This is a genomic window from Amycolatopsis sp. NPDC033938, assembly GCF_055575975.1.
In genome coordinates this window covers 55,115-74,859 of record NZ_JBVIRO010000018.1, presented here as the reverse complement: position 1 = coordinate 74,859, position 19,745 = coordinate 55,115, and the positions used below count along the sequence as shown (strand labels likewise).

Genomic DNA, 19,745 nt, shown 5'->3' with positions numbered 1-19,745 from the left:
GCGTGGGCATCCAGATCGAAGCCGACGTCTCCGAGGTGGTCGGCCCGGTGCCGCGACGGCTGTTCGGCTCGTTCGTCGAGCACATGGGCCGGTCCGTCTACACGGGACTCTTCGAACCAGGACACTCCACTTCTGACGGTAGCGGTTTCCGGGGTGACGTCCTCGGCCTCGTCCGTGAACTCGGTCCGTCCGTCGTCCGCTATCCCGGTGGGAACTTCGTCTCCGGCTATCGCTGGGAGGACGGCGTCGGTCCGGTGGACGGCCGCCCCGTCCGGCTGGATCCCGCGTGGCACAGCGTCGAGTCGAATCGCTTCGGCCTGCACGAATTCGCCGCGTGGGCCGAAGCCGCGGACGTCGAGGTGATGTACGCGGTCAACCTCGGCACCCGCGGTATCCAGGAGGCCGCCGACGTCCTCGAGTACTGCAATCACCCTGGCGGGACGGAACTGAGCGAACGGCGGCGTGCGAACGGCGCCGACCGTCCGTTCGGCTTCCGGCTTTGGTGCCTCGGCAACGAGATGGACGGGCCGTGGCAGGTCGGGCACAAGACCGCCGACGAGTACGGCCGCCTTGCCGCCGAGACGGCGCGGCTCATGCGGATGATCGACCCTGGCGTCGAACTCGTCGTCGCGGGGAGTTCGAGCAGCGAGATGCCGACGTTCGGGCACTGGGAGCGCACCGTCCTGGAGCACACCGCGGCGCTCGTCGACCATCTCTCGCTGCACGCCTACTACCAGGAGCACGACGGTGACGTCGCGAGTTACCTGGCCAGTGCGGCCGGGCTCGACGAGTTCATCCGCACCACCGCCGGGATCATCGACGACGTCCTCGCGAAAACCGGTCTCGACAAGAAGATCGGTATCAGCGTCGACGAGTGGAACGTCTGGGATCAGCGCCACTGGAACGAGGTCGAGCAGCACGAACTGATCGGCGGCGGCTGGCGGGAACACCCCCGGATCATCGAGGACGACTACACCGTCACCGACGCTGTCGTGGTCGGCTCGCTGCTCGGCTCCCTGCTGCGTAACGTCGACCGCGTCACGATGGCCAACCAGGCGCAACTGGTGAACGTCATCGCGCCGATCCGCGCCGAACCCGGCGGTCCGGCGTGGCGGCAGACGACGTTCCACCCGTTCAGCCTGGTTTCGAAGCTCGCCAAGGGGAACAGCCTTCGGCTCACCGTCGAGGGCGACACCGTCCACACCGGACTGCACGGCCGGGTCGACGTCGTCGACGCCGCGGCCACCTTCGACGAAGACGGCCGCTGTGCCGTCTTCCTCACCAACCGCTCCACCGTGTCCGCGACCGAAGTGCGGTTGCGCGTCCGCGGCGCGCGGCTGACGCCGGACGGGGCCTGGACCGTCACGGTCCCGGACGGGCACGACCGCCACGCCACGAATTCCGTCCACGGAGAACCAGTCCGGCCCGTCCCGTCGCCCGACGTGACGGCCGAGCACGACCCGGAAGGAACCACCATCACCGCCACGCTCCCGCCCCTTTCCTGGACCGCGCTCCGGCTGGCCACGGTGGTGGTCCGGGATGTCTGAGTTCAGCATCGGGGAGAACGACTTCCTGCTCGACGGCAAACCGTTCCAGATCATTTCCGGTGCACTGCACTACTTCCGGGTGCACCCGGACCTCTGGGCCGACCGCATCGACAAGGCCCGCCGCATGGGCCTCAACACCATCGAGACCTACGTCGCGTGGAACGCCCACTCGCCCGAACAAGGCGAGTTCGACGTCTCCGGCGGCCTCGATCTCGACCGGTTCCTCCGGCTGATCGCCGAGGCCGGGATGTACGCGATCGTCCGGCCGGGACCGTACATCTGCGCGGAATGGGACAACGGCGGCCTGCCGACCTGGCTGCTGCGCGACCGCGAACTCCGGGTCCGCGAGTTCGAACCGCGCTACCTCGCCGCCGTCCGCGGCTACCTGGACGACGTGTTCCGGGTGGTCGCGCCGCACCAGATCGACCGCGGCGGACCGGTCCTGCTCGTCCAGGTCGAGAACGAGTACGGCGCTTTCGGCGCAGACAAGCGGTATCTGGCCGCGCTGACCCACTACACCCGCGCCGCCGGGATCACCGTCCCGCTGACCACGGTGGACCAGCCCACCCACGAAATGCTGGAGAACGGCGGCCTCGACGGGGTGCTCCACCGGACGGCGTCGTTCGGTTCGCAGAGCACCGCGCGAATGAAGACCCTGCGTGAACACCAGCCGACCGGGCCGCTGATGTGCAGCGAGTTCTGGGACGGCTGGTTCGACCACTGGGGCGCGCACCATCACACGACCACGGTCGCCGATTCCGCGGCGGATCTGGACGCGCTGCTCGCGGCCGGCGCTTCGGTGAACCTCTACATGTTCCACGGCGGTACCAACTTCGGTCTCACCAACGGCGCCAACGACAAGGGTGTCTACCAGCCGCTGGTCACCTCTTACGACTACGACGCCCCGCTCGACGAAGCCGGTGACCCGACACCGAAGTACCACGCGTTCCGTGACGTGATCGCGCGTTACCACAAGGTTCCCGACAGCGTTCCGCCCGAAGCCCGTCCGGCGCCGACGCCGGTAGCGGCACTGCACGACCCCATCTGGCTGCTCGATTCGCCGCGGCACTGGGGGACCGCGCAGGTCCACGAACACCTGCCCGCCTTCGACGAACTGACCCCGACGCCGCGCCTGGCGTTCCTGCGGGTAGACGTCGACGCCGAGAAGCCGGGTGTCCTGACCTTCGGGGAGGTACGTGACCGGGCGACCGTGTTCTTCGACGGTGACCGCCTCGGCACCCTTCTTCGCGAGCACCGCGACCGCGCGATCCGCTTGCCCCGTGCGCGCGGCGAACTGCTCGTGCTGATCGAGGACCTGGGGCGGGTCAACTACGGGGAGCGGATCGGCGAGGCCAAGGGGATCGTCGGCGGCGCGCGCCTGCACGGCGAGCCGTTGACCGGCTGGGAGGTCGTCCCGATCGACGTGGCCGCGCTGCCGGATCTCCTCCCGGAGGTCTCCACGACCGAGAGCCAGGCGGGGCCGTTGTCCGGCCCGGTGGTGGTGCGGGGCGGATTCGAGCTCGACGAACCCGCCGACCTCTTCCTCGATACCGCGCACTGGGGCAAGGGCCTGGTCTGGATCAACGGGTTCCTGCTCGGCCGGTACTGGCGCCGAGGTCCACAAAGGACGCTGTACGTGCCGCGACCGGTCGTCCGGGCCGGCGTCAACGATCTGGTCGTATTGGAACTCGACACGATGCTCGAAACCGAGGCGCGGTTCGTTCCCCGTCCGCTTTTGGGGCACACCGAAGCCTGACCGGCAAACGGATCCGAACGAAGGGCAGTTCACCGATGAACTCGAGAACCGCGTTCCGCCGTCTGTTCACCGTCCTCTGTGTACCGCTGACCGCGGCCGGGCTGTTCGTCGCGACGGCCTCGGCCGCCGACGCGGTCACCGTCCGGCCCGACCCCACGTACCGCCATCAGACCTTCGAGGGCTGGGGCTCCAGCCTCGCGTGGATGGCGGAGGCCACCGGCCGTTACCCGGACCCGATCCGCACGAAGCTGGCCGACATGGTGTTCGGTGAGGAGGGGCTGAACTTCACCATCGCCCGGTTCAACATCGGCGGCGGCAACGCGCCGGACGTCCCGCCGTACCTGCGTCCTGGCGGCGCGATCCCCGGCTGGTGGAAGGCGCCTGCCGGGACGACCCGCGCGGACAAGGACTGGTGGACCCCCGGTGACCCCGCGGAGTTCGACCCCGCCGCGGACCCGAATCAGCGCTGGTGGGTGGACCGGATCAAGAAGCGGATCACCCGCTGGGAGGCGTTCAGCAACTCGCCGCCGTACTTCCACACGGTGTCGGGTTACGTCTCCGGCGGGTTCAATCCCACCGACGAGCAGCTGCGCGCCGAGAAGATGGGCGACTTCACCGCGTATCTGGCGAAGGCCGCCAAGACCCTCGAAAACGCGCATGGCATCAAGTTCACGTCGGTGAACCCGCTGAACGAGCCCAACACGAACTACTGGAAGACCACCCTCGGCGCCGACGGCAACCCGACCGGCGGCAGGCAGGAAGGCGCGCACATCGGGCCGTCGGTCCAGTCCCGGCTGATCCCCGAAATGGCGAAGGCGCTGGCGGCGAGCGGTTCGCGGGCGATCGTGTCGGCCCCCGACGAAACCAATCCGGACATCTTCGCCGCGGACTGGAACGGCTGGTCGCCCGAAGCCCGCGCGGCGGCCGGGCGGCTCAACGTGCACACCTACGGCACCGGGAACCGTCCCATCCCGCGTGACCTGGCCAAAGGCGCGGCGAAACCGCTGTGGATGAGCGAGGTCGGCGGTAGCTGGAAGGACGGGCAGGACTTCACGAGTATGGACCCCGGCCTCGGTCTGGCCCGGCAGATCACCGGCGACCTGCGCGAACTGGAGCCGAGCGCGTGGATCGGCTGGCAGCCGATCGAGGACTACAACGCGATGAAGCCGGGCGGCGAGCGGCCGGAGGGGATGAACTGGGGCGAGATCCAGATCCCGTTCGACTGCCCGGCGAACGCCACCTTGGCGAACTGTCCGATCAGGACGAACACGAAGTACCACACCATGCGGAACTTCACCCACTACATCAAGCCGGGTGACCGCGTGATCGGCGTGAACGACACTTCCAGCACCGCCGCGATGCGTGGCGAGAACCTGGCGACGGTGGTCCATGTCAACGCGGGCGACACCGAACGGGACGTCACCCTCGACCTGTCCGGCTTCGGCCGGATCCAGCCCGGCGCCAAGGTGACTCCTGTGGTGACGGACGTCGGTGGCGCGCTCAAGCCGGGTAAGGCGGTGAAGGTGGCCGGCCAGAAGGCGACGCTGCGTGTCCCGGCCCGGTCGGTGACCAGTTTCGTGGTCGACGGCGTCGGGTCGGTCGCCTCCGGGACGGGCCTCGGCTCCGGCAAGGCGTTCGGTTTCGCCGGCGTACAGAGCGGCAAATCGCTCAGCGCCGAGAACGGCGCCCTGGTGCAGCGGACGACGGACGCCTCCGCCGCGGCTCAGCGGTGGACGTTGACCGACCGCACCGGCCGGTACGGCAACCGGGATCAGTTCACGATCACGAACGCGGGGACTGGACAGGTGCTCGGCGCCTCGGGCGGCGCGGTGACGCTGGCTCCCGCGGGAACGGACGGCCCGGCGTCACGCTGGATGTTGTCGAGCACCGGCGACGGGACCTGGGCCTTCGTCAACGTCGCGACGGGCGGGCTGCTCGACGTGACCGGCGAGTCCCGTGAGGACGGTGCGCGGATCGGGCTCTATCAGCCCACCAACGGGGCCAACCAGCGGTGGCAGGCCTTGGCCCGCTAAAAGCCCGTGAGTGGTGATGACGGTCAGCACCGTCATCACCACTCACGAGACCCACCCCTAGAGCGCCGGGTAAGCGTTCTTCATCAGTTCCTGGAACTGTGCGGAGAACCAGTGACCGGAGAGCGGCGCGTCGGGAAGCGCCCCGGACATGTTGTACTGGTTCCGCGGGTTACCGGTGTAGGTCGGGTCGCACATCCGGTCGAAACCCTTGCCTTCGGTGTTCGGGATCTCCTTGCTGGCACCGTCGGACTCGCCCGGCGGCTTGACCCAGACGTAGGCGTCGATCCCGGGTTCCGGTGCGGCCTTGGGGCGTTCGCCGATCCCCGCGCCCGCCTGGTTGCACCAGTTGCCGAGGTGGATGCGGCGATCCGTCCGGCTGCCGTTCACGTAGGCGTCGACCGTGGTGGACGGCCCGGGGCCGGTCGGCCGGGCGGCGCCGCCCCAGCCGTTGCGGGAGGTGTCGATGAGCATGCCGACGTCCGACGAGAACCCGGCGCGGATGGCTTCCTGCCGGAATCCCTGTGCGTAGGACAGTTCATCGACGTAGCGGTTCCAGTCGACCCACTTCGACGTCCGCACCGAAGTGCCGCCGACGCTGTCGTTCACGGTGAAGTACGGCTCCTTGAGCGCACCGTAGTTCGCGGCGTTGGCGATGAAACCGTGCACGTTGGCCGTCGTGCTGCCGGAGGACCGCGCGGCCTCGGCCATCAGCGCGGCGGACGGGCCGAGGTTGTCGTCCCAGCCGAGCCAGCCGTGGTGCCCGATGTCGATGTAGTTGTAGACATTGGGGATCGGGCCGAACTTCGCCAGCGCGTGGCCGACGCCCTTGACGTAGTTCCCGTTGGCCTTCATGACGTCGCATCCGGGCGTGGCCGTCGGACGGGGTGTCACGTTGGTGACCAGGTTCGGCAGCGAGTCGAGCTCGACCACGTTCACGATCCGCAACGTCGAGTATTTCGGATCGGCGAGGATCGCGGCGATCGGGTCGATGTACTCCGTCTGGTATCGCCCGAGTTCGTCCGCCTTGAGTTCGCCGTTCGAGGCGAGCGCGGAGCAGTCACGGCCGGGCAGGTTGTAGATCACCAGCTGGATGACCAACGGTTTCCCGGCGCTCTGCCGGAGTGCCTCGTCGAGATGGGCACGCAACCCGCGGCCGCTGGTCGTGCCCGTGATGGCGGCGATGCGGTCCAGCCAGACGGCGGTGGGCTGGTTCGCGATCCGGGCGCCACCCGGTTCCGCGGCGGCCTTCGCCGACCAGTCCGGGTTCACGTACACCCCGGCGCCGACGTAGGGGTTGTCCACCTTGGGGCCGCCCGGGTTCGGGGTGGAGGTCGTGGTGGTCGGGGACGACGTCGTCGTGGTGGTGGTCGTGGTCGGGGTGGTGGAACCGGTGCAGGTGGTGCCGTTCAAGGTGAAGACCGCGGGTTTCGCGTTGGTGCCTGAGTAGCTTCCGTTGAAGCCGGGGGAGACGGTGCCGCCGGTGGAGAGCGAACCGTTCCACCCCGCGTCGCGGACCGTCACGTGCCCGCCCTGCTGACCGAACGTCCCGTTCCAGCCCTGCTGGACCCGCTGATTTCCGGGGAAGTCCCACTCCAGCGTCCAGCCACCGCTGATCGGGTCGCCGAGGTTGGTGACGGTCACGGTCGCCCCGAAACCGGTGTCCCATTGGTTGGTGATCGTGTAGTCGACCTTGCACCCCGGCGCGGCTTCGGCGCTCGAGCCCAAGACCGCCGGTACCCCGACCATCGCGAGTACCGCGGTGACGGCCAGGGGTGCCGAAACACCCTTTCTGCGGAATCTCATACGTCGCCTCCTTGCGACCGGAATCCGATGTCTGGGAGCGCTCCCATGGGGACCGTAAGGCGGTGAGCCGGACATGACAAGGTCGCTTGGTCCGTAATGTGGGATCGCTCCCAGAAGGCTACGAAAGGACTAAGCCACCCGGGGGAAGGCTCGTCCTGATGGGGGTGCCGCCTACACCCGGACAGCGGCGAACAGGCCTGAAGCGGCCGTATGGGATCGTGACCCGATGAGGATCTTGCTCGTGGAGGACGAGCGGCGGCTCGCCGAATCGTTGCGCGCCGGGCTGAGCGCCGAGGGCTATGCCGTGGACGTCGCGCACAACGGCCGCGACGCGCTCTGGTACGCCGACGAACACCCGTACGCCGCCATGATCCTCGACATCATGCTGCCGGGTTTGAACGGCTACCGCGTCTGCCGCAGGCTGCGCGAACGGGGCGACACCACGCCGATCCTCATGCTGACCGCCAAGGACGGGGAAGACGACGAGATCGAGGCGCTGGACACCGGCGCCGACGACTTCCTGCCGAAGCCCTTCTCCTACGGCGTCCTCCTCTCCCGGTTGCGGGCGCTGATCCGGCGCGGGGGAGCGACCCGGCCGGGCACGTTGCGGCTCGGCGATCTGGAGCTCGACCAGGCGAGCCACGTCTGCCGTCGTGGCGCCACGGTGATCCCGTTGACCGGCAAGGAGTTCGCCCTCCTGGCGTACCTGATGAAGCGGCAGGGCGAGGTGGTGACCAAGGCCGAACTGCTCGAAAACCTCTGGGACTTCGCGGCGTCGGCGACGGCGAACCTGGTGGAGGTCCACGTGAGCGCGCTGCGGCGCAAGATCGATCTGCCGTTCGGCGCGGAGACGATCCGGACGGTCCGCGGCGCCGGCTACCACGTGGTGACCTCCGGTGCGTAAAGGCTTGCGGTCGACCCGTTTCCGGGTCGCGCTGACCGCGTTCCTGGCGTCGATCATCGCGCTCGGGGTCGTTTCGGCCTGGCTCGTGCTCGATGCCCAGAGCCGCTTGGGGTACGGCGCGGCGCAACTGGCGCGGGCGCGGGCGGACGCGATCGTCCAGTTGCTGAACAACGGCGCGGCTCCCGCCGACCTGCGCCTCCTCGTCCGGGACTCGATCTACGAGGTGACCAGCCAGACCGGGAAGCGCCTCGCCTCCTGTCCCGGTCTGCGCTCCGGAGCGATCGAGCCGGACGAAAGAACCGGGTCCGGGGACGACGTCCGCATCATCAAGCCCGGCGAGGTGGACCTCGGCAGGCAGGAATCCGTCGGCTGCGCACCCGTGCTCGGGACGGACCCAGAGGGGGACGGGCTCCGGTTGCACGTCCACGCGACCGCGAGCGGGGACAGCAAATATCGGGTCTTCGGTGCCGCCATCGTCGACGAGTCCGGGCAGGCGGCGCTGGACTCGGTACGGATGACCTTGTTGATCGGTGTCCCGGTGGTAGCCCTGCTGATCGGTGTGATCGCGTGGCTCGCGGTCCGCCGCTCGCTGCGACCGGTCGAGGCGATCCGGTCCGAGGTCGCGGAAATCGGCGCGCACGATCTTTCCCGCCGCGTACCGGCCCCGGACAGCGGTGACGAGATCGCGAAGCTCGCGGAGACGATGAACACGATGCTCTCCCGGTTGGACACCGCCGTCACCCGGCAGAGCCGGTTCACCTCGGACGCGTCGCACGAACTCCGCACGCCGCTGGCCTCGCTGCGGACGCAGCTGGAGGTCCTGCTCGCACATCCGGACCGGCTGGACTGGCGCGAAGCCTGCCGCAACGCGCTCCTCGACATCACCCGGCTGCAGGATCTCGTCGCCGATCTCGTGCTCCTCGGCAAGCTGGACAACTCCGGCCCCGAACGGCTCACCCCGGTACGACTGTCCGAAGTGGTCGAATCCTGTCTCTCCGGACGGCAGGGGGTGCGGGCAAGGCTGGAAGGGGATCCGGTGGTGCTCGGCGACCGCGGTCGGCTGGAACGCTTGCTCCGCAACCTGATCGACAACGCGCAGCGGCACACCCGCACCGGCGTCGAGGTCGCCGTGTCCACAGTGGACGAGTTCTGCGTGCTGACGGTCACCGACGACGGCCCCGGCATTCCCGCCGCGGACCGTGAGCGGGTGTTCGACCGGTTCGTTCGGCTGGACGACGGCCGTGCGCGTGACGAAGGCGGCGCCGGACTCGGGCTGGCGATCGTCGCCGACATCGCCCACGCCCATGGCGGTACCGCCGAGGTCGACGATCACGACGGCGGTGCCCGCCTCGTCGTCCGATTGCCCTCGGCGGGAACACGAAGCTGAAGACGGCTTCAGCTTCCTTAAGCTTCGGTTCAGCGTCCGGGCCCGAACCTACGGGCCATGTCCGATCTCTCGCGCCGCTCCTGGTGGCAGCCGCTCAGCCACGCCGGTTACCTGGAGTCGTCCTGGTTCCCCGGCCTCACCGGCGTGCGCGCGCTCGCCGCCGTGGCCGTCGTGTTCTTCCACTACGGCGGTCCGATCGTGGACCGGCTGCAGGGCTGGATCGCCGTGCAGTTGTTCTTCGTGCTGTCCGGCTTCCTGATCACCACGTTGTCCCTGCGCGAGGAGGGCCGCACCGGCCGGATCTCGTTGCGCGAGTTCTACCTCCGGCGCGTCTTCCGGATCTTTCCGGTGTACTTCCTGCTCCTCGCGCTGACCACGATCGCGGTGATCATCGGCGGCACGTACCAGAGCAGCAGGCTCGCCGACGCCATGCCGTACTACCTCGTCTTCGGCAACGAGCTGGTCGACTTCAACACGCCCTACCCGACGTCGTGGTCGCTGGGCGTGGAGGAGAAGTTCTACCTGGTCTGGCCCGCGCTGCTGGTGCTCACCTCGTTCGCGCGAAGCGGGAAGACAGCGCTGCGGCTCCTGCTCGGCACGTCGGCCGTCCTCGGCGTGGTGCTGGTCGCGCTGCCGCTGGCGCCGTCGCACACCTGGGCGAGCCTTTCGGTGCACTACTGCTCACTGGTCATCGGGTGCCTGCTGGCGATGGCGCTGCACCATCCCCGCGGCTTCGCCCTGTTCCGGCCGCTGACCAGTCCCGCCGTCGCCACGGTGATCGCCTGCGGGTTCGTCGTGCTGCAGTTCTCGGTCGGACCGCTGGCGAAGGCACTCGGCGGGCATTGGCAGTCCGTCGTCCCGGTCTACGCGGCGGGCTCGGCGCTGCTGCTCGTGGCCGTCGTTTCACCCGGTCCGGTCCGGCAGCTGCTCTCGAGCGGCCCGATGACCTTCGTCGGCGATCGCTCGTACGCGCTCTACCTCGCCCAGACCGCGGCCGCCGGAGTGTCCGGCTGGCTGCTGCCCAGCGGGATCGCCAAGGCCGCGGTGACCACGGGGGTCGCCCTGCTGTTCGCCTGCGCGCTGCGCCGATGGGTCGAACAGCCCGCCATCGCCTACGGGCGGAAGATGATCGGACGACGCGCGCCCGCCGAGCCTCCGGTGGAGGCCGCGGCGGGCGCGAGGTGAGCCAGGTCGTCAGTGGTGCGCGGCCACCGCACCGGCGTTGGCGTTCTTCTTGACGAACAGCGAACCGACGAACGCGGCCAGACCGACGCAGCCGGCGACCATGAAGGTGGTGCGGATACCCGTCGCGTCGGGGCTGGCCGCCCCGGCCGTCACCGTGCTCGCCGTGGCGACCGCGATGAACAAGGCGGTGCCGAGCGCGCCGGCGAGCTGCTGAAGGGTGGCGAGGATCGCGCTGCCGTGTGAATAGAGGTGTTCGGGCAGCGAACCGAGGGACTCGGTCATCAGCGGCGTCATCATGAGGCCGAGCCCGCACATCAGGAGGATGTGGATGGCGATGACCGCGACCAGCGGTGATTCCGCGCCCAGCAGGGCGAACAGCCACAGCGAGACCGCCATCGAGGCCGCGCCGGGGATGACCAGCGGCCGGGGGCCGAAGCGGTCGTACAGCGCACCGACCGGACGGCCGAGCAGGCCGAGGGCCAGGCCGCCGGGAAGCACCGCGAGCCCGCTGACGAACGTGCTGGTGTGCAGGACGGTCTGCAGGTACAGCGGCAGCAGGATCGCCGCGGCGCCGAGCAGGCACATGAACAACAGCGCCGTCAGCACCAGTGAGACGACGAAGCTGCGGTGGGTGAACGGACGCAGGTCCAGCAGCGCGCGGTCTTCTTTTTGCAGGCGCAGCTGTCGCCAGGTGAACACCGCGAGCGCCACCACGCCGAATGCGATCGGCGCCCACGGCGGCACCGGCTGATGCCCGCCCGCCGACTCGCCGGACACCGACAGGCCGTACAGCACGCCGCCGAAACCGACGGCGGACAGGATCACCGACAGCACGTCCAGCGGGACCTTGCGGGTATCGCTGTCCAGCCGCAGCCGCAGCATGCCGACCACCAGCGCGGCGAGCGCGAGCGGCAGCACGATCCAGAACATCCAGCGCCAGCCCAGCGACGAGAGGACCGCGCCGCCGATGGTCGGGCCGATGGCGGGGGCGACCGCGATGACGATGGTGATCGTGCCCATCGTCGCGCCGCGCTTCTCCACCGGGACCAGGCGCATCACCGTCGTCATCAGCAGCGGCAGCATGACCGCCGTACCGCAAGCCTGGATCACCCGGCCGACCAGCAGGAAGGCGAATCCCGGCGCGACCGCGCTGACCAGGGTGCCGAGGCTGAACAGGGTCAGCGAGGCGAGGAAGACCTGGCGCGGGGTGAACCGTTCGAGCAAGAACCCGGTGGTCGGGATGACGACCGCCATGGTGAGCAGGAAGCCACTGGTCAGCCACTGCACGGTGGTGGTCGGGACCTTGAGGTCGACGGTCAGGTCACGCAACGCGACGCTCAGGATCGTCTCGTTGAGGATCATCACGAACGCGGAAAGGACCAGCACCCCGATCAGGAGCCCGGCGCTCGCCGGTGCTCTTTCCTGGTCGTGAGTCGTTTCGGGCATGGTTTCGGTCATCTGTGTGGGGCTCCTGGAAGGCCGCTGTCCGCGTCGGGCCGCCTCCGGCGACGGCAACGGTGACAGCGAAGGCGAGGCTGATCGGGGTTCAGTCTGCCTGTGCCGGCCGGTGTGTGTCACGTCGATTTCCGTAGTTAGTACGGTCACTCCGCTGTGGGCGGACGACCGCTCCGCACGGGAGAGGAACGAATTTCCCGTCCCGCCAACCTAAAATCGTGCTGTGACCAGTGAGATCACCGTGGCTCAGTGGAGGTCGGTGCGACGCGCCTATCGGGTGACGGGCGCGCGTTTCGCCGAGCTGGTGACCGGCGTCCCGGATCCGGCCTCGATGGTCACCGCGGAGTGGACGGTGGCCGACACCGTCGCCCACGTCGCGCTGATCGCGAAGATGTACACCTCGCTGGTGCGGCCGGACGGCGCGCGGCTGCTGGACGCCCGCGGGCAGGGGCAGGTCGAGAAGACCACTGTGGACACGGTTTCCGTGCTGAACGCCTTGGTGCTGGAGAAGTTTCCCGAACGCGACATCGGCGTGCTGGTGGCGGGGTTGCTCGCTGACATCGAGGAAGTGCTGCGAGTGACGGAGGACGCCGATCCGGCGACCCCGCTGAGCTGGCTCGGGGACTCGAAGGTGCCACTTGCCGGTGTCCTCGCCCATTTGGTCAACGAATTGCAGATCCACGGCTGGGACATCGCCAAGGCGTTGAAGCTGCCCTGGACGATCCCACCGGGTGACGCGGCCCTGTTCTTCGACCTCTTCCTGGTGGGCGTGCTGACCCACGACGTCGGGCATCTCCTCGACACCGACGAACCACCGAGGGAGAGACGCATCGCCGTCGCCTTCCGATCGGCGTACACGGCTCCGGTCGTCCTGATGCTGCATCGGGGGCGGGTCACGGTCGAGCGGCCCGACGGCCCGGTGGACGCGCGGATCTCCTTCGATCCGCCGTCGCTGAACCTGATGTTGTTCCACCGGGTCGGCAAGGCGCGTTCCGCGCTGACCCGCAAGATCGTCGTCAGTGGTCCCCGGCCGTGGCTGTTGCCCGCGTTCCTGCGGGTGGTGAGGTTGCCGTAGGAACGCGGGCCTTCCCGCGCCCTTAAAGCGTCAGCGCCCAGACATCGAGCACTCCGATGTCGCCGGGCCCGTAGTCGGTGACACGCAACTGCCACTTCCCGCCGGCCGGGGACGACGCGCCGGGCACCGAGAACGTCCGCGTGCCGTTCCAAGCCGTGCAGGTGGAGCCGCCGCTGTACTTGAGGGGGTAGGCCTTGCCCACCGGATCCAAGAGCGTGACGCCGAGATCCTCGGCGCAGGTGTGCCGGATCGTCACCGAAACTCCGAGCGTGGTCGCGGCCGGTCCGGTGAGTGTCGAGGTCACCGGGCTGAACACCTGCTGGTAGTCACGGATCGCGAAGTCGGTGCCGTTGCTCAGCGTCCGGCCGCCCGCGTCGCCGGGCTGCGTCTTGACGGACACCACACCGCTCGCAGGCGACACGTTCCCCGCCGCGTCGCGGGCCTTCACCGTGAAGCTGTAGGAGGTGTCCGGGCTGAGACCGGTCACGGTGGTGCTGGTGCCCGTCGTGGAAGCGGCCGGTGCCGAGCCGTTGTAGACGTCGTAACCGGCGACGCCGACGTTGTCCGTGGCCGCGTCCCAGGCCAGCGTGACACTGTTCGAGGTCGTGCCGGTGGACCGGGCGTTGCCGGGGGCGCTCGGTGCCGTCGTGTCGCCGCCGCCGTCGCCCGTCACCAGGGTGAGGTTCCATTTGTTCAGCGCTTCGAGCACCGGCTGGAAGAGGGACATGTCGCCGTCGCCGGGGTTCTCCACGCACTTCGACGGGCCGCCGTCGTGCAGGCCGACCGCCTTGGTGCCGAGCAACCAGCCGCCGCCCGAGTCGCCGCCGAGCGAGCACGCCGTCGTCCACGTCAGATCTTCGATGATCAGCCCGCCGCCGTAGTCGACGGCCTTGTGCGTGTACTTCACTTCGCCGCACTTCCAGTGCGAAGTGTTGCCGGAGTGGCAGACCCGGTCGCCGACCATCGCCTCGGCCGAACCGGTGACCGTGACGGCGGGCTCGCCCCAGGTGTTGACCGCCGCCGAGAGTTCCCAGCCGGACTGCGTCACCGCGACCACACCCATGTCACCCTCGCGGGCGTTGACGCTGCGCGTCCCGCCGACGTTCGACGTGCCGATCCGGTTCTGCTGGCCGGACGCGCCATAGGCGGCTTGGTCGCGGTCGTTCGTGCAGTGCCCGGCGGTCAGGAAGTGCTTGCCGCCGGAGGAATCCGTCACGCCGAATCCGACCGAACAGTTGGACTCGCTACCCGGCCACCACGGGTCGCCGGTGTGGATCGTGCCCGCCTGCTGCCGGGGCGACGACCCGGTTTCGGTGATCCGCACGCCGAGATTCTTCGCCTGTAAAAGGAAACGCTCGGTCTCGGCGGTCTTGCGTGAACGGTCGACCGAGACGCCGACCTCGTTGCCGCGGACGTCGACACCCCAGCCGAACACGCCAGGAACACCGTCGCCGACCAGCGCGCGGACGGCGTCGTCGGTCCGGTCGAGTTCGCCCTTGGTGCGGGCGACCAGCCGCGTTTCGGCACCGGCCGCCTTGGCCGCGTCGGCGTCGGCGGTGTTCGTGACCGCCACGGTCAGCTTGCCCGTGGCGGCGTCGAACCATTGCCCGGCAGTGCGGTCGCGCAGACCGGCCGGAAGCGACGCGGCCAGCCGATGTGCCTCGTCCTGGGCAGCGAGCTGGGACTTCGCTTCGGACACGGTCAGACCGAAGGCGGCGGCCACCCCGTTCACTTCGGCGTCGGGATGGGCCGGAGCCGGTGGTGAGACCGCTTGGGCCGTCGGACCGAATCCCAGTGCGGCCAACGCCATGAGGCTCAAAAAGGAAAGCACTTTGCTGTGCCGTCGCATGCGCACTCCTTGAATCGAAAAGTAGGTGCGCAGACGGTAAGGCTCCTGTCCGGTGGAATTTTAGACCCGCGAGTCGTTAACAATTAAAAGCTTGTGTTGCGCGGGCTCTGTTGCGGCCAGCCCATAGGGGCACCAGAGATGTTCTGGTGCCTGGGGTCCGCCCTGCCTGAGTTTTCTTGGCTGGGCAGGAAGTGACACCTGCGGAGGCGTTCAGCCCACAGGGAACATCAAGCTCTTCTATGTCCTGAGGTGCATGGTGTTGCGCCTCGGAGCCCCGGTGGGGTCGAGGTAAGCGGGCGGGGTGAACTCCGGCAGCCCGTCTTGGGCGATCTGGACTTTCCATTCGCTGTGGTGGATGAGCCGGTGATGCTTCGTGCAGAGCAGCACGAGATTGTCGATCTTCGTTTCGCCGTGGTGGCGCCAGAAGACGATGTGGTGTGCGGTGCAGCGGGGTACCGGCATGTCGCAGCCGGGAAACGCGCAGCCGCCGTCGCGGAGGGTCAGCGCGTACTTCTGCGCCAGTGACACCGTCCGTTTCGACCGGCCGATATCCAGTGGTTCGCCCGCGGTGCCGAGGACGCCGGGTCGGACACGGGCGTCGCAGGCGAGGATGCGGGCGTCGGTGGCGCTGATCGGCCCGACCAGATCCAGGTGTGCTTCACCGATGTCCCGGATCAGGTCCTCATACGACAGGGTGACGAGAATGTGGGTGGCTTCCCCGGCCTGGCCGGGAAGGTTCCGGCTGGTGGTCTTCAACCGCACATAGTCGGTGAACGCGTCTCCGTAGCGTTCGTCCTGGGTGCGGGAGTCGCGGACCCCGTCGATGGCCTTGTGGGGTTTCGCCATCGGGTCGAGGTCGGACTTCAACCGCGCGTAGGTTTCGAGGTCGAGTCTGGCTTTGAGGCCGAGTGTTCCGTCGCGGTGTTTGACGAACCGCAGCTCCGGCCGGGTGTCTTTGGGGTCTTCGTTGCGGGGTTCTTTGCCGTCGGGATCCAGCTTGTCCAAGAGTCGTCGTCCGGCGCGGGCGATCTGCCGAGGACCCGCACACCGGGCCAAGTCGACGAGGATTTTCTCCCCGCCCCGCACAGCTTCCTCCGAGACGGTGGAGGGGATGCGGGCGAGAGTGCGGATGATCGCGTCGATCTGCGCACCCCCGATCGCACCCTCGGCGGCAGCTTCGGCGGTCAACGGCGCCAGCGGCGGCTCAGGATCTCCACCGATAGACGGCCCCGGATGCAACGCCAGAACCCGATCGGCCCGGGCTCCAGCTTCCTGGTCGGTCACCTGGAAGTCTTCGAAGATCATCGCCGCGAGCGTGGAATGGCCGGAGCAGCCGCGGATACCGCGGGAATTGATTTCCGCGAGGATCGCGTACTGCTCCGCCTCCAGCTGACGCTTCAACACCTCGATTTCCTGTTTGCGGGCGTGCAGCGTCGCAGTGTCGGCACGCCACCACTCGGAGCGCACCACCTGGGGTCTGTTTTCGCTGGCCACGACCCCAACAATACCCCTACTCGAACACCTGTGCTATCGCATATTCAGACTACACGGGAGCAAACTACGGCCAAGAAACTACGTAGCGCGCGTAGGCACCTTCGCGAGCAGTGAGCGGTGTGAAGCCCGCAAAAGAACCACACGAGACACGCCTTAAGCCTCCCAGTCCCAAGCGAACCCGAAGCGGCCGGGGCCGAAATTCAGGGCCACCCCGTGCACGGAATCGCCACCCGGAAGGACTTCGGTCCATTCCGCCTGCTGTCCGTCCTGTTCGGAATAGCGGCGGCAGCATACCGGGAGCACATCGGGGGAGAACCGGACCTCGAGCACGTATTCCCTTACCGGAAGGCGGAATTTGCGTTCGTAGTTCGTCGCGTGCGGGAACGGTGCGCTGTTGGACAGGGTGTGTTCGGTGATGACCGTTTCGCCTTTCGCGAGCGGTCGTTCGAAGAGCAGTTCCATCACGAGAAGACCGTCTTCGGGGCGGTGGACGCTCCGGCCGGGACGGCAGCCTCGCAGCGACGTCACGCGCGGCAGTGGCCGGTCGTGTTCGTCGATGTGGACGATCACCACCCACCGGTCCGGGCCGTCGGCCTCGGCGCGCAGCACCTGCCGGGAGTGGAACGCGAGTTCCTCCTGGCCGGGCCCGACGAAGACGACGTCGTGCTGGCTGATCCTCGTCAGCCGCTCGTCCCACCGGGTGTCGACCTCGCTGACGGCCGCGTCGATCCGCGTCCGGTCCGGCCAGAACCGGCCGATCTCCGGCAGGCCGTCGGCGCGGGCGGGCCATCGGCCGCGGGCGCGGGGCGGTCCGAGCAATGTGACCAAACAGCCGGACGGGATTTCCAGCACCTGCTCGAGGTGGCGGAGGGCGAGCACGGAATCCCGGCGTTCGGGGCGGCTGCGTCCGGACTGCCAATAGCTGAGTGTCGCCGCAGTGATCGAAACGCCGCGAGCACGCAGGTGGTCGCGAAGGCGTTCCAGGCTGAGGCCACGCGCCCGGATGGCCTCACGCAGCGCGTCGGCGAAGGGCCCGTCGCGCAGCAACCGTTCGAACTCGGGCCGGGGTTCCGCTCGGCCGGACATCACGCGACGAGCATAGGTCCGCGCTGCCGGGAAGTGAACCAGGCGATGCGCTGGCCAGGGCGTTAACCGTTAACAGGTGTATCGAACCGTCGGCGCGAGTCTTCGATGTGGCCGAGGAACCGGTGGGTCCGGTCGCATATGCCGTGGCCCGCCTCGGTGAGGGTGTAGTCGACCCGCGGCGGCACGGTCGGTGTGCCCACTTTGTCGGCGACGTCGCGAAACTGGCGGCACCCCGGCCCCACCGGGGACGCCTGATCGGCGTCGCCGCACTCGACGTGCCCGAGCATCTGGTCGAGGTCGAAGCGACCGCCGTCATCGACTGACGCTCACTGACCGCGGGCAGCGCGCCAGATCGGACTGTCGACGTAGTGGTTGTCGTACTGCTTCGACGACGCGGCGATCTCCGCGGGATCGGCTTCCCCGCGGGCGACCCGATCCAGGAGCCGGTAGTAGTCGAAGCGGGCCATGCCCGGCGTGAAGGTCACCAGGACGTCGGCGTCCGAGTCGGCGGCGGGCCCGAAGGCGTGCGGCACCCGGGGTGGCACGGCGAGGAAATCGCCCTTTTCCAAGGTGTGCAGGGTTTCCTCGACGAGTACTTGAAGCTTTCCTTCGAGTACGAAGAAGAATTCGGTCGCGCGGGTGTGGAAGTGGGCCGGGGTGCCGAAGACGCCTTGCTTCAGGGTCGCGCGGTTCGCGGTGAAGCCGCCGTCGGTGGTGTCGGAGTCGGCCAGCAGGGTGATGTGGCTGCCCGGCGCGTCGCTGACGATCTCGGCGTCGGCGGCACGGAGGAGGATGGGGTCGAACACGGTGGCGATCTCCTTGGTCTTCGGTGGTCAACGGCTCGCTGACAGAAGAAGCTTCTCCCGGCGCCAAGGCTTGATCAACGCGGGTATCCGCACCGATCGATAACCCGGGGATTATCGATCGGTGCGGACGCGCGCCAGGCCGGCGCGTATCAAGCGGCGAAGACCTGAGAGTCGTCGGCGAACGCTTTGAACTCCAGCGCGTTGCCCGCCGGGTCGAGCAGGAACATCGTCCACTGTTCGCCCGTCTGCCCCTCGAACCGGACGTAGGGCTCGATGACGAACCGCGTCTTCGCGGCCCGCAGCCGATCGGCCAGCTTCTGGAACTCCGGCACGGTGAGGATCAGGCCGAAGTGGGGGACGGGCACGTCGTGTCCGTCGACCGGGTTGTGGATCCGCTGTGGCCGCTCCGGCGCGAGGTGCGTGACGAACTGGTGGCCGTGCAGGTTCCAGTCGATCCACGTGGCGGAACTACGGCCCTGTTCGAGACCGAGGACGTCGCCGTAGAAGGTGCGCGCGGCGGCCAGATCGTCGACGGGCATGGCGAGGTGGAAGCGCGGGATCGGGGAGTCGAGGACGGTCATGGCGAGGAGATCCTTTCCGGACGGGCACTTGTCGTGATGTTAACATTAGGACAAAACAGGGCCGGTGATCCCGTCGCTACGATCAGGCGTTCCAGAGGAGGGATGAGCGATGAGCGAACCCGCGCGGGTGGTGCCGGCGCGTCGTCGCGGGCTGGCGGACGAGGTCGCCGACAGGGTCCGGGACGCGATCTTCGGTGGCGCCTATCCGCCTGGCGCGCAGTTGCGCGAGGTGGAACTCTCGGCCGCGCTCGGCGTCAGCCGCGGTCCGGTGCGCGAAGCGCTGCTCAGGCTGGAGCGCGAGGGGCTTGTCCGCAGTGAATGGCATCGTGGCGCCCTCGTCACGACACTGTCCGATGTGGACGTCGCGGAACTCGACAGTCTCCGTTCCGCGTTGGAGCAGCTCGCCGTCCGGTTGGTCGTCGCTTCCGCTTCGGACGAGGATCTGGCCGCGATCGACGAGGTCGTCGAGCGGATGGAACGGGCGCGCGACGAGCACGAAATGGTGCGCTGCGACATCGACTTCCACGACGCGGTCTACGCGGCTTCCGGGCATCGTCGGCTCAACGAGGCCTGGCAAGCCATCCGGTCGCAGGTCCACCTGTTCCTGCTGACCCGCATCGGCGTGAACTCCGAGGGGTACCTCGCGAGCATTCCGGAGGAACACCGGAGGCTGGCGTCGGCGCTTCGTGCCCGTGACGGCGAGAAAGCCCTCGATCTCTTCGCTGCGCATCGCGGTCAAGCTCTCGACGTGCTCACCGGAAAGTAACGTGGCACGAAGTGGCTT

Annotated in this window: 15 protein-coding genes and 2 pseudogenes; 9 read left to right on the top strand and 8 right to left on the bottom strand. The window is 68.4% G+C overall.

Annotated features, from left to right (window positions below):
• Window positions 1-2: 2 nt before the first annotated feature.
• Genes arfA through ACZ5ZX_RS33195 form a run of 3 tightly spaced genes read left to right on the top strand, consistent with a single transcriptional unit; the run spans window position 3 to window position 5,336 of the window.
• On the top strand, window positions 3-1,547 hold the full coding sequence (gene arfA, locus ACZ5ZX_RS33205; protein WP_465505939.1) for an arabinosylfuranosidase ArfA: 1,545 nt from the start codon (window positions 3-5) through the stop codon (window positions 1,545-1,547).
• Complete coding sequence (locus ACZ5ZX_RS33200) at window positions 1,540-3,303, top strand: glycoside hydrolase family 35 protein (RefSeq protein ID WP_465505938.1); 1,764 nt, start codon at window positions 1,540-1,542, stop codon at window positions 3,301-3,303. The genes arfA and ACZ5ZX_RS33200 overlap by 8 nt, the downstream gene beginning before the upstream one ends.
• A 35-nt stretch (window positions 3,304-3,338) precedes the next feature.
• Window positions 3,339-5,336, top strand: coding sequence for an RICIN domain-containing protein (locus ACZ5ZX_RS33195; protein WP_465505937.1), 1,998 nt, complete (start codon window positions 3,339-3,341; stop codon window positions 5,334-5,336).
• 57 nt (window positions 5,337-5,393) lie between these two features.
• On the opposite strand, the gene ACZ5ZX_RS33190 is transcribed toward ACZ5ZX_RS33195, so the two are convergent.
• Complete coding sequence (locus ACZ5ZX_RS33190) at window positions 5,394-7,139, bottom strand: glycoside hydrolase family 6 protein (RefSeq protein ID WP_465505936.1); 1,746 nt, start codon at window positions 7,137-7,139, stop codon at window positions 5,394-5,396.
• Between the two features lie 226 nt (window positions 7,140-7,365).
• Here ACZ5ZX_RS33190 and ACZ5ZX_RS33185 point away from each other — a divergent pair, with 226 nt between their 5' ends.
• The 3 genes from ACZ5ZX_RS33185 to ACZ5ZX_RS33175 are packed head-to-tail and all read left to right on the top strand — an operon-like array spanning window position 7,366 to window position 10,615.
• Window positions 7,366-8,043: a response regulator transcription factor gene (locus ACZ5ZX_RS33185; RefSeq protein ID WP_465505935.1), complete on the top strand. Its 678-nt coding sequence runs from the start codon at window positions 7,366-7,368 to the stop codon at window positions 8,041-8,043.
• Window positions 8,036-9,430 carry an ATP-binding protein gene (locus tag ACZ5ZX_RS33180; protein WP_465505934.1) on the top strand — a complete coding sequence of 465 codons (1,395 nt, stop codon included), beginning with the start codon at window positions 8,036-8,038 and terminating at the stop codon, window positions 9,428-9,430. The genes ACZ5ZX_RS33185 and ACZ5ZX_RS33180 overlap by 8 nt, the downstream gene beginning before the upstream one ends.
• Window positions 9,431-9,487: 57 nt before the next feature.
• The gene (locus ACZ5ZX_RS33175) at window positions 9,488-10,615 is read left to right on the top strand and encodes an acyltransferase family protein (protein WP_465505933.1); all 1,128 of its coding nucleotides are present in this window, start codon (window positions 9,488-9,490) and stop codon (window positions 10,613-10,615) included.
• 9 nt (window positions 10,616-10,624) lie between these two features.
• Here ACZ5ZX_RS33175 and ACZ5ZX_RS33170 read toward each other — a convergent pair whose 3' ends face one another.
• Window positions 10,625-12,073: a DHA2 family efflux MFS transporter permease subunit gene (locus ACZ5ZX_RS33170; protein ID WP_465505932.1), complete on the bottom strand. Its 1,449-nt coding sequence runs from the start codon at window positions 12,071-12,073 to the stop codon at window positions 10,625-10,627.
• Between the two features lie 256 nt (window positions 12,074-12,329).
• Between ACZ5ZX_RS33170 and ACZ5ZX_RS33165 the strand changes: the two genes are divergently transcribed.
• Window positions 12,330-13,145 (top strand): maleylpyruvate isomerase N-terminal domain-containing protein, encoded by an 816-nt coding sequence (locus tag ACZ5ZX_RS33165; RefSeq protein WP_465506009.1) that lies wholly within the window; start codon window positions 12,330-12,332, stop codon window positions 13,143-13,145.
• Window positions 13,146-13,167: 22 nt separating this feature from the next.
• Here the strand turns inward: ACZ5ZX_RS33165 and ACZ5ZX_RS33160 are convergent, their stop codons facing one another.
• The 4 genes and pseudogenes from ACZ5ZX_RS33160 to ACZ5ZX_RS33145 form a co-directional block, all read right to left on the bottom strand.
• A complete protein-coding gene (locus ACZ5ZX_RS33160; protein WP_465505931.1) occupies window positions 13,168-14,994 on the bottom strand; it encodes a fibronectin type III domain-containing protein in 1,827 nt (608 codons plus the stop codon).
• Window positions 14,995-15,231: 237 nt separating this feature from the next.
• Window positions 15,232-16,488, bottom strand: coding sequence for an HNH endonuclease signature motif containing protein (locus tag ACZ5ZX_RS33155; RefSeq protein WP_465505930.1), 1,257 nt, complete (start codon window positions 16,486-16,488; stop codon window positions 15,232-15,234).
• Between the two features lie 153 nt (window positions 16,489-16,641).
• Window positions 16,642-17,574, bottom strand: a complete 933-nt coding sequence (locus tag ACZ5ZX_RS33150; protein ID WP_465506008.1) for a helix-turn-helix domain-containing protein — start codon at window positions 17,572-17,574, stop codon at window positions 16,642-16,644.
• 62 nt (window positions 17,575-17,636) lie between these two features.
• A pseudogene (locus ACZ5ZX_RS33145) lies at window positions 17,637-17,765 on the bottom strand (winged helix-turn-helix transcriptional regulator); the annotation flags it as partial.
• Between the two features lie 29 nt (window positions 17,766-17,794).
• On the opposite strand from ACZ5ZX_RS33145, the pseudogene ACZ5ZX_RS33140 reads away from it, so the two are divergent.
• Window positions 17,795-17,897: pseudogene (locus ACZ5ZX_RS33140) on the top strand (RidA family protein); the annotation flags it as partial.
• A gap of 3 nt (window positions 17,898-17,900) precedes the next feature.
• On the opposite strand, the gene ACZ5ZX_RS33135 reads toward ACZ5ZX_RS33140, so the two are convergent.
• A complete protein-coding gene (locus ACZ5ZX_RS33135; RefSeq protein ID WP_465505929.1) occupies window positions 17,901-18,380 on the bottom strand; it encodes a cupin domain-containing protein in 480 nt (159 codons plus the stop codon).
• A gap of 149 nt (window positions 18,381-18,529) precedes the next feature.
• A complete protein-coding gene (locus ACZ5ZX_RS33130; RefSeq protein ID WP_465505928.1) occupies window positions 18,530-18,961 on the bottom strand; it encodes a VOC family protein in 432 nt (143 codons plus the stop codon).
• 109 nt (window positions 18,962-19,070) lie between these two features.
• Here ACZ5ZX_RS33130 and ACZ5ZX_RS33125 point away from each other — a divergent pair, with 109 nt between their 5' ends.
• Window positions 19,071-19,727: a GntR family transcriptional regulator gene (locus ACZ5ZX_RS33125; RefSeq protein ID WP_465505927.1), complete on the top strand. Its 657-nt coding sequence runs from the start codon at window positions 19,071-19,073 to the stop codon at window positions 19,725-19,727.
• Window positions 19,728-19,745: the final 18 nt, after the last annotated feature.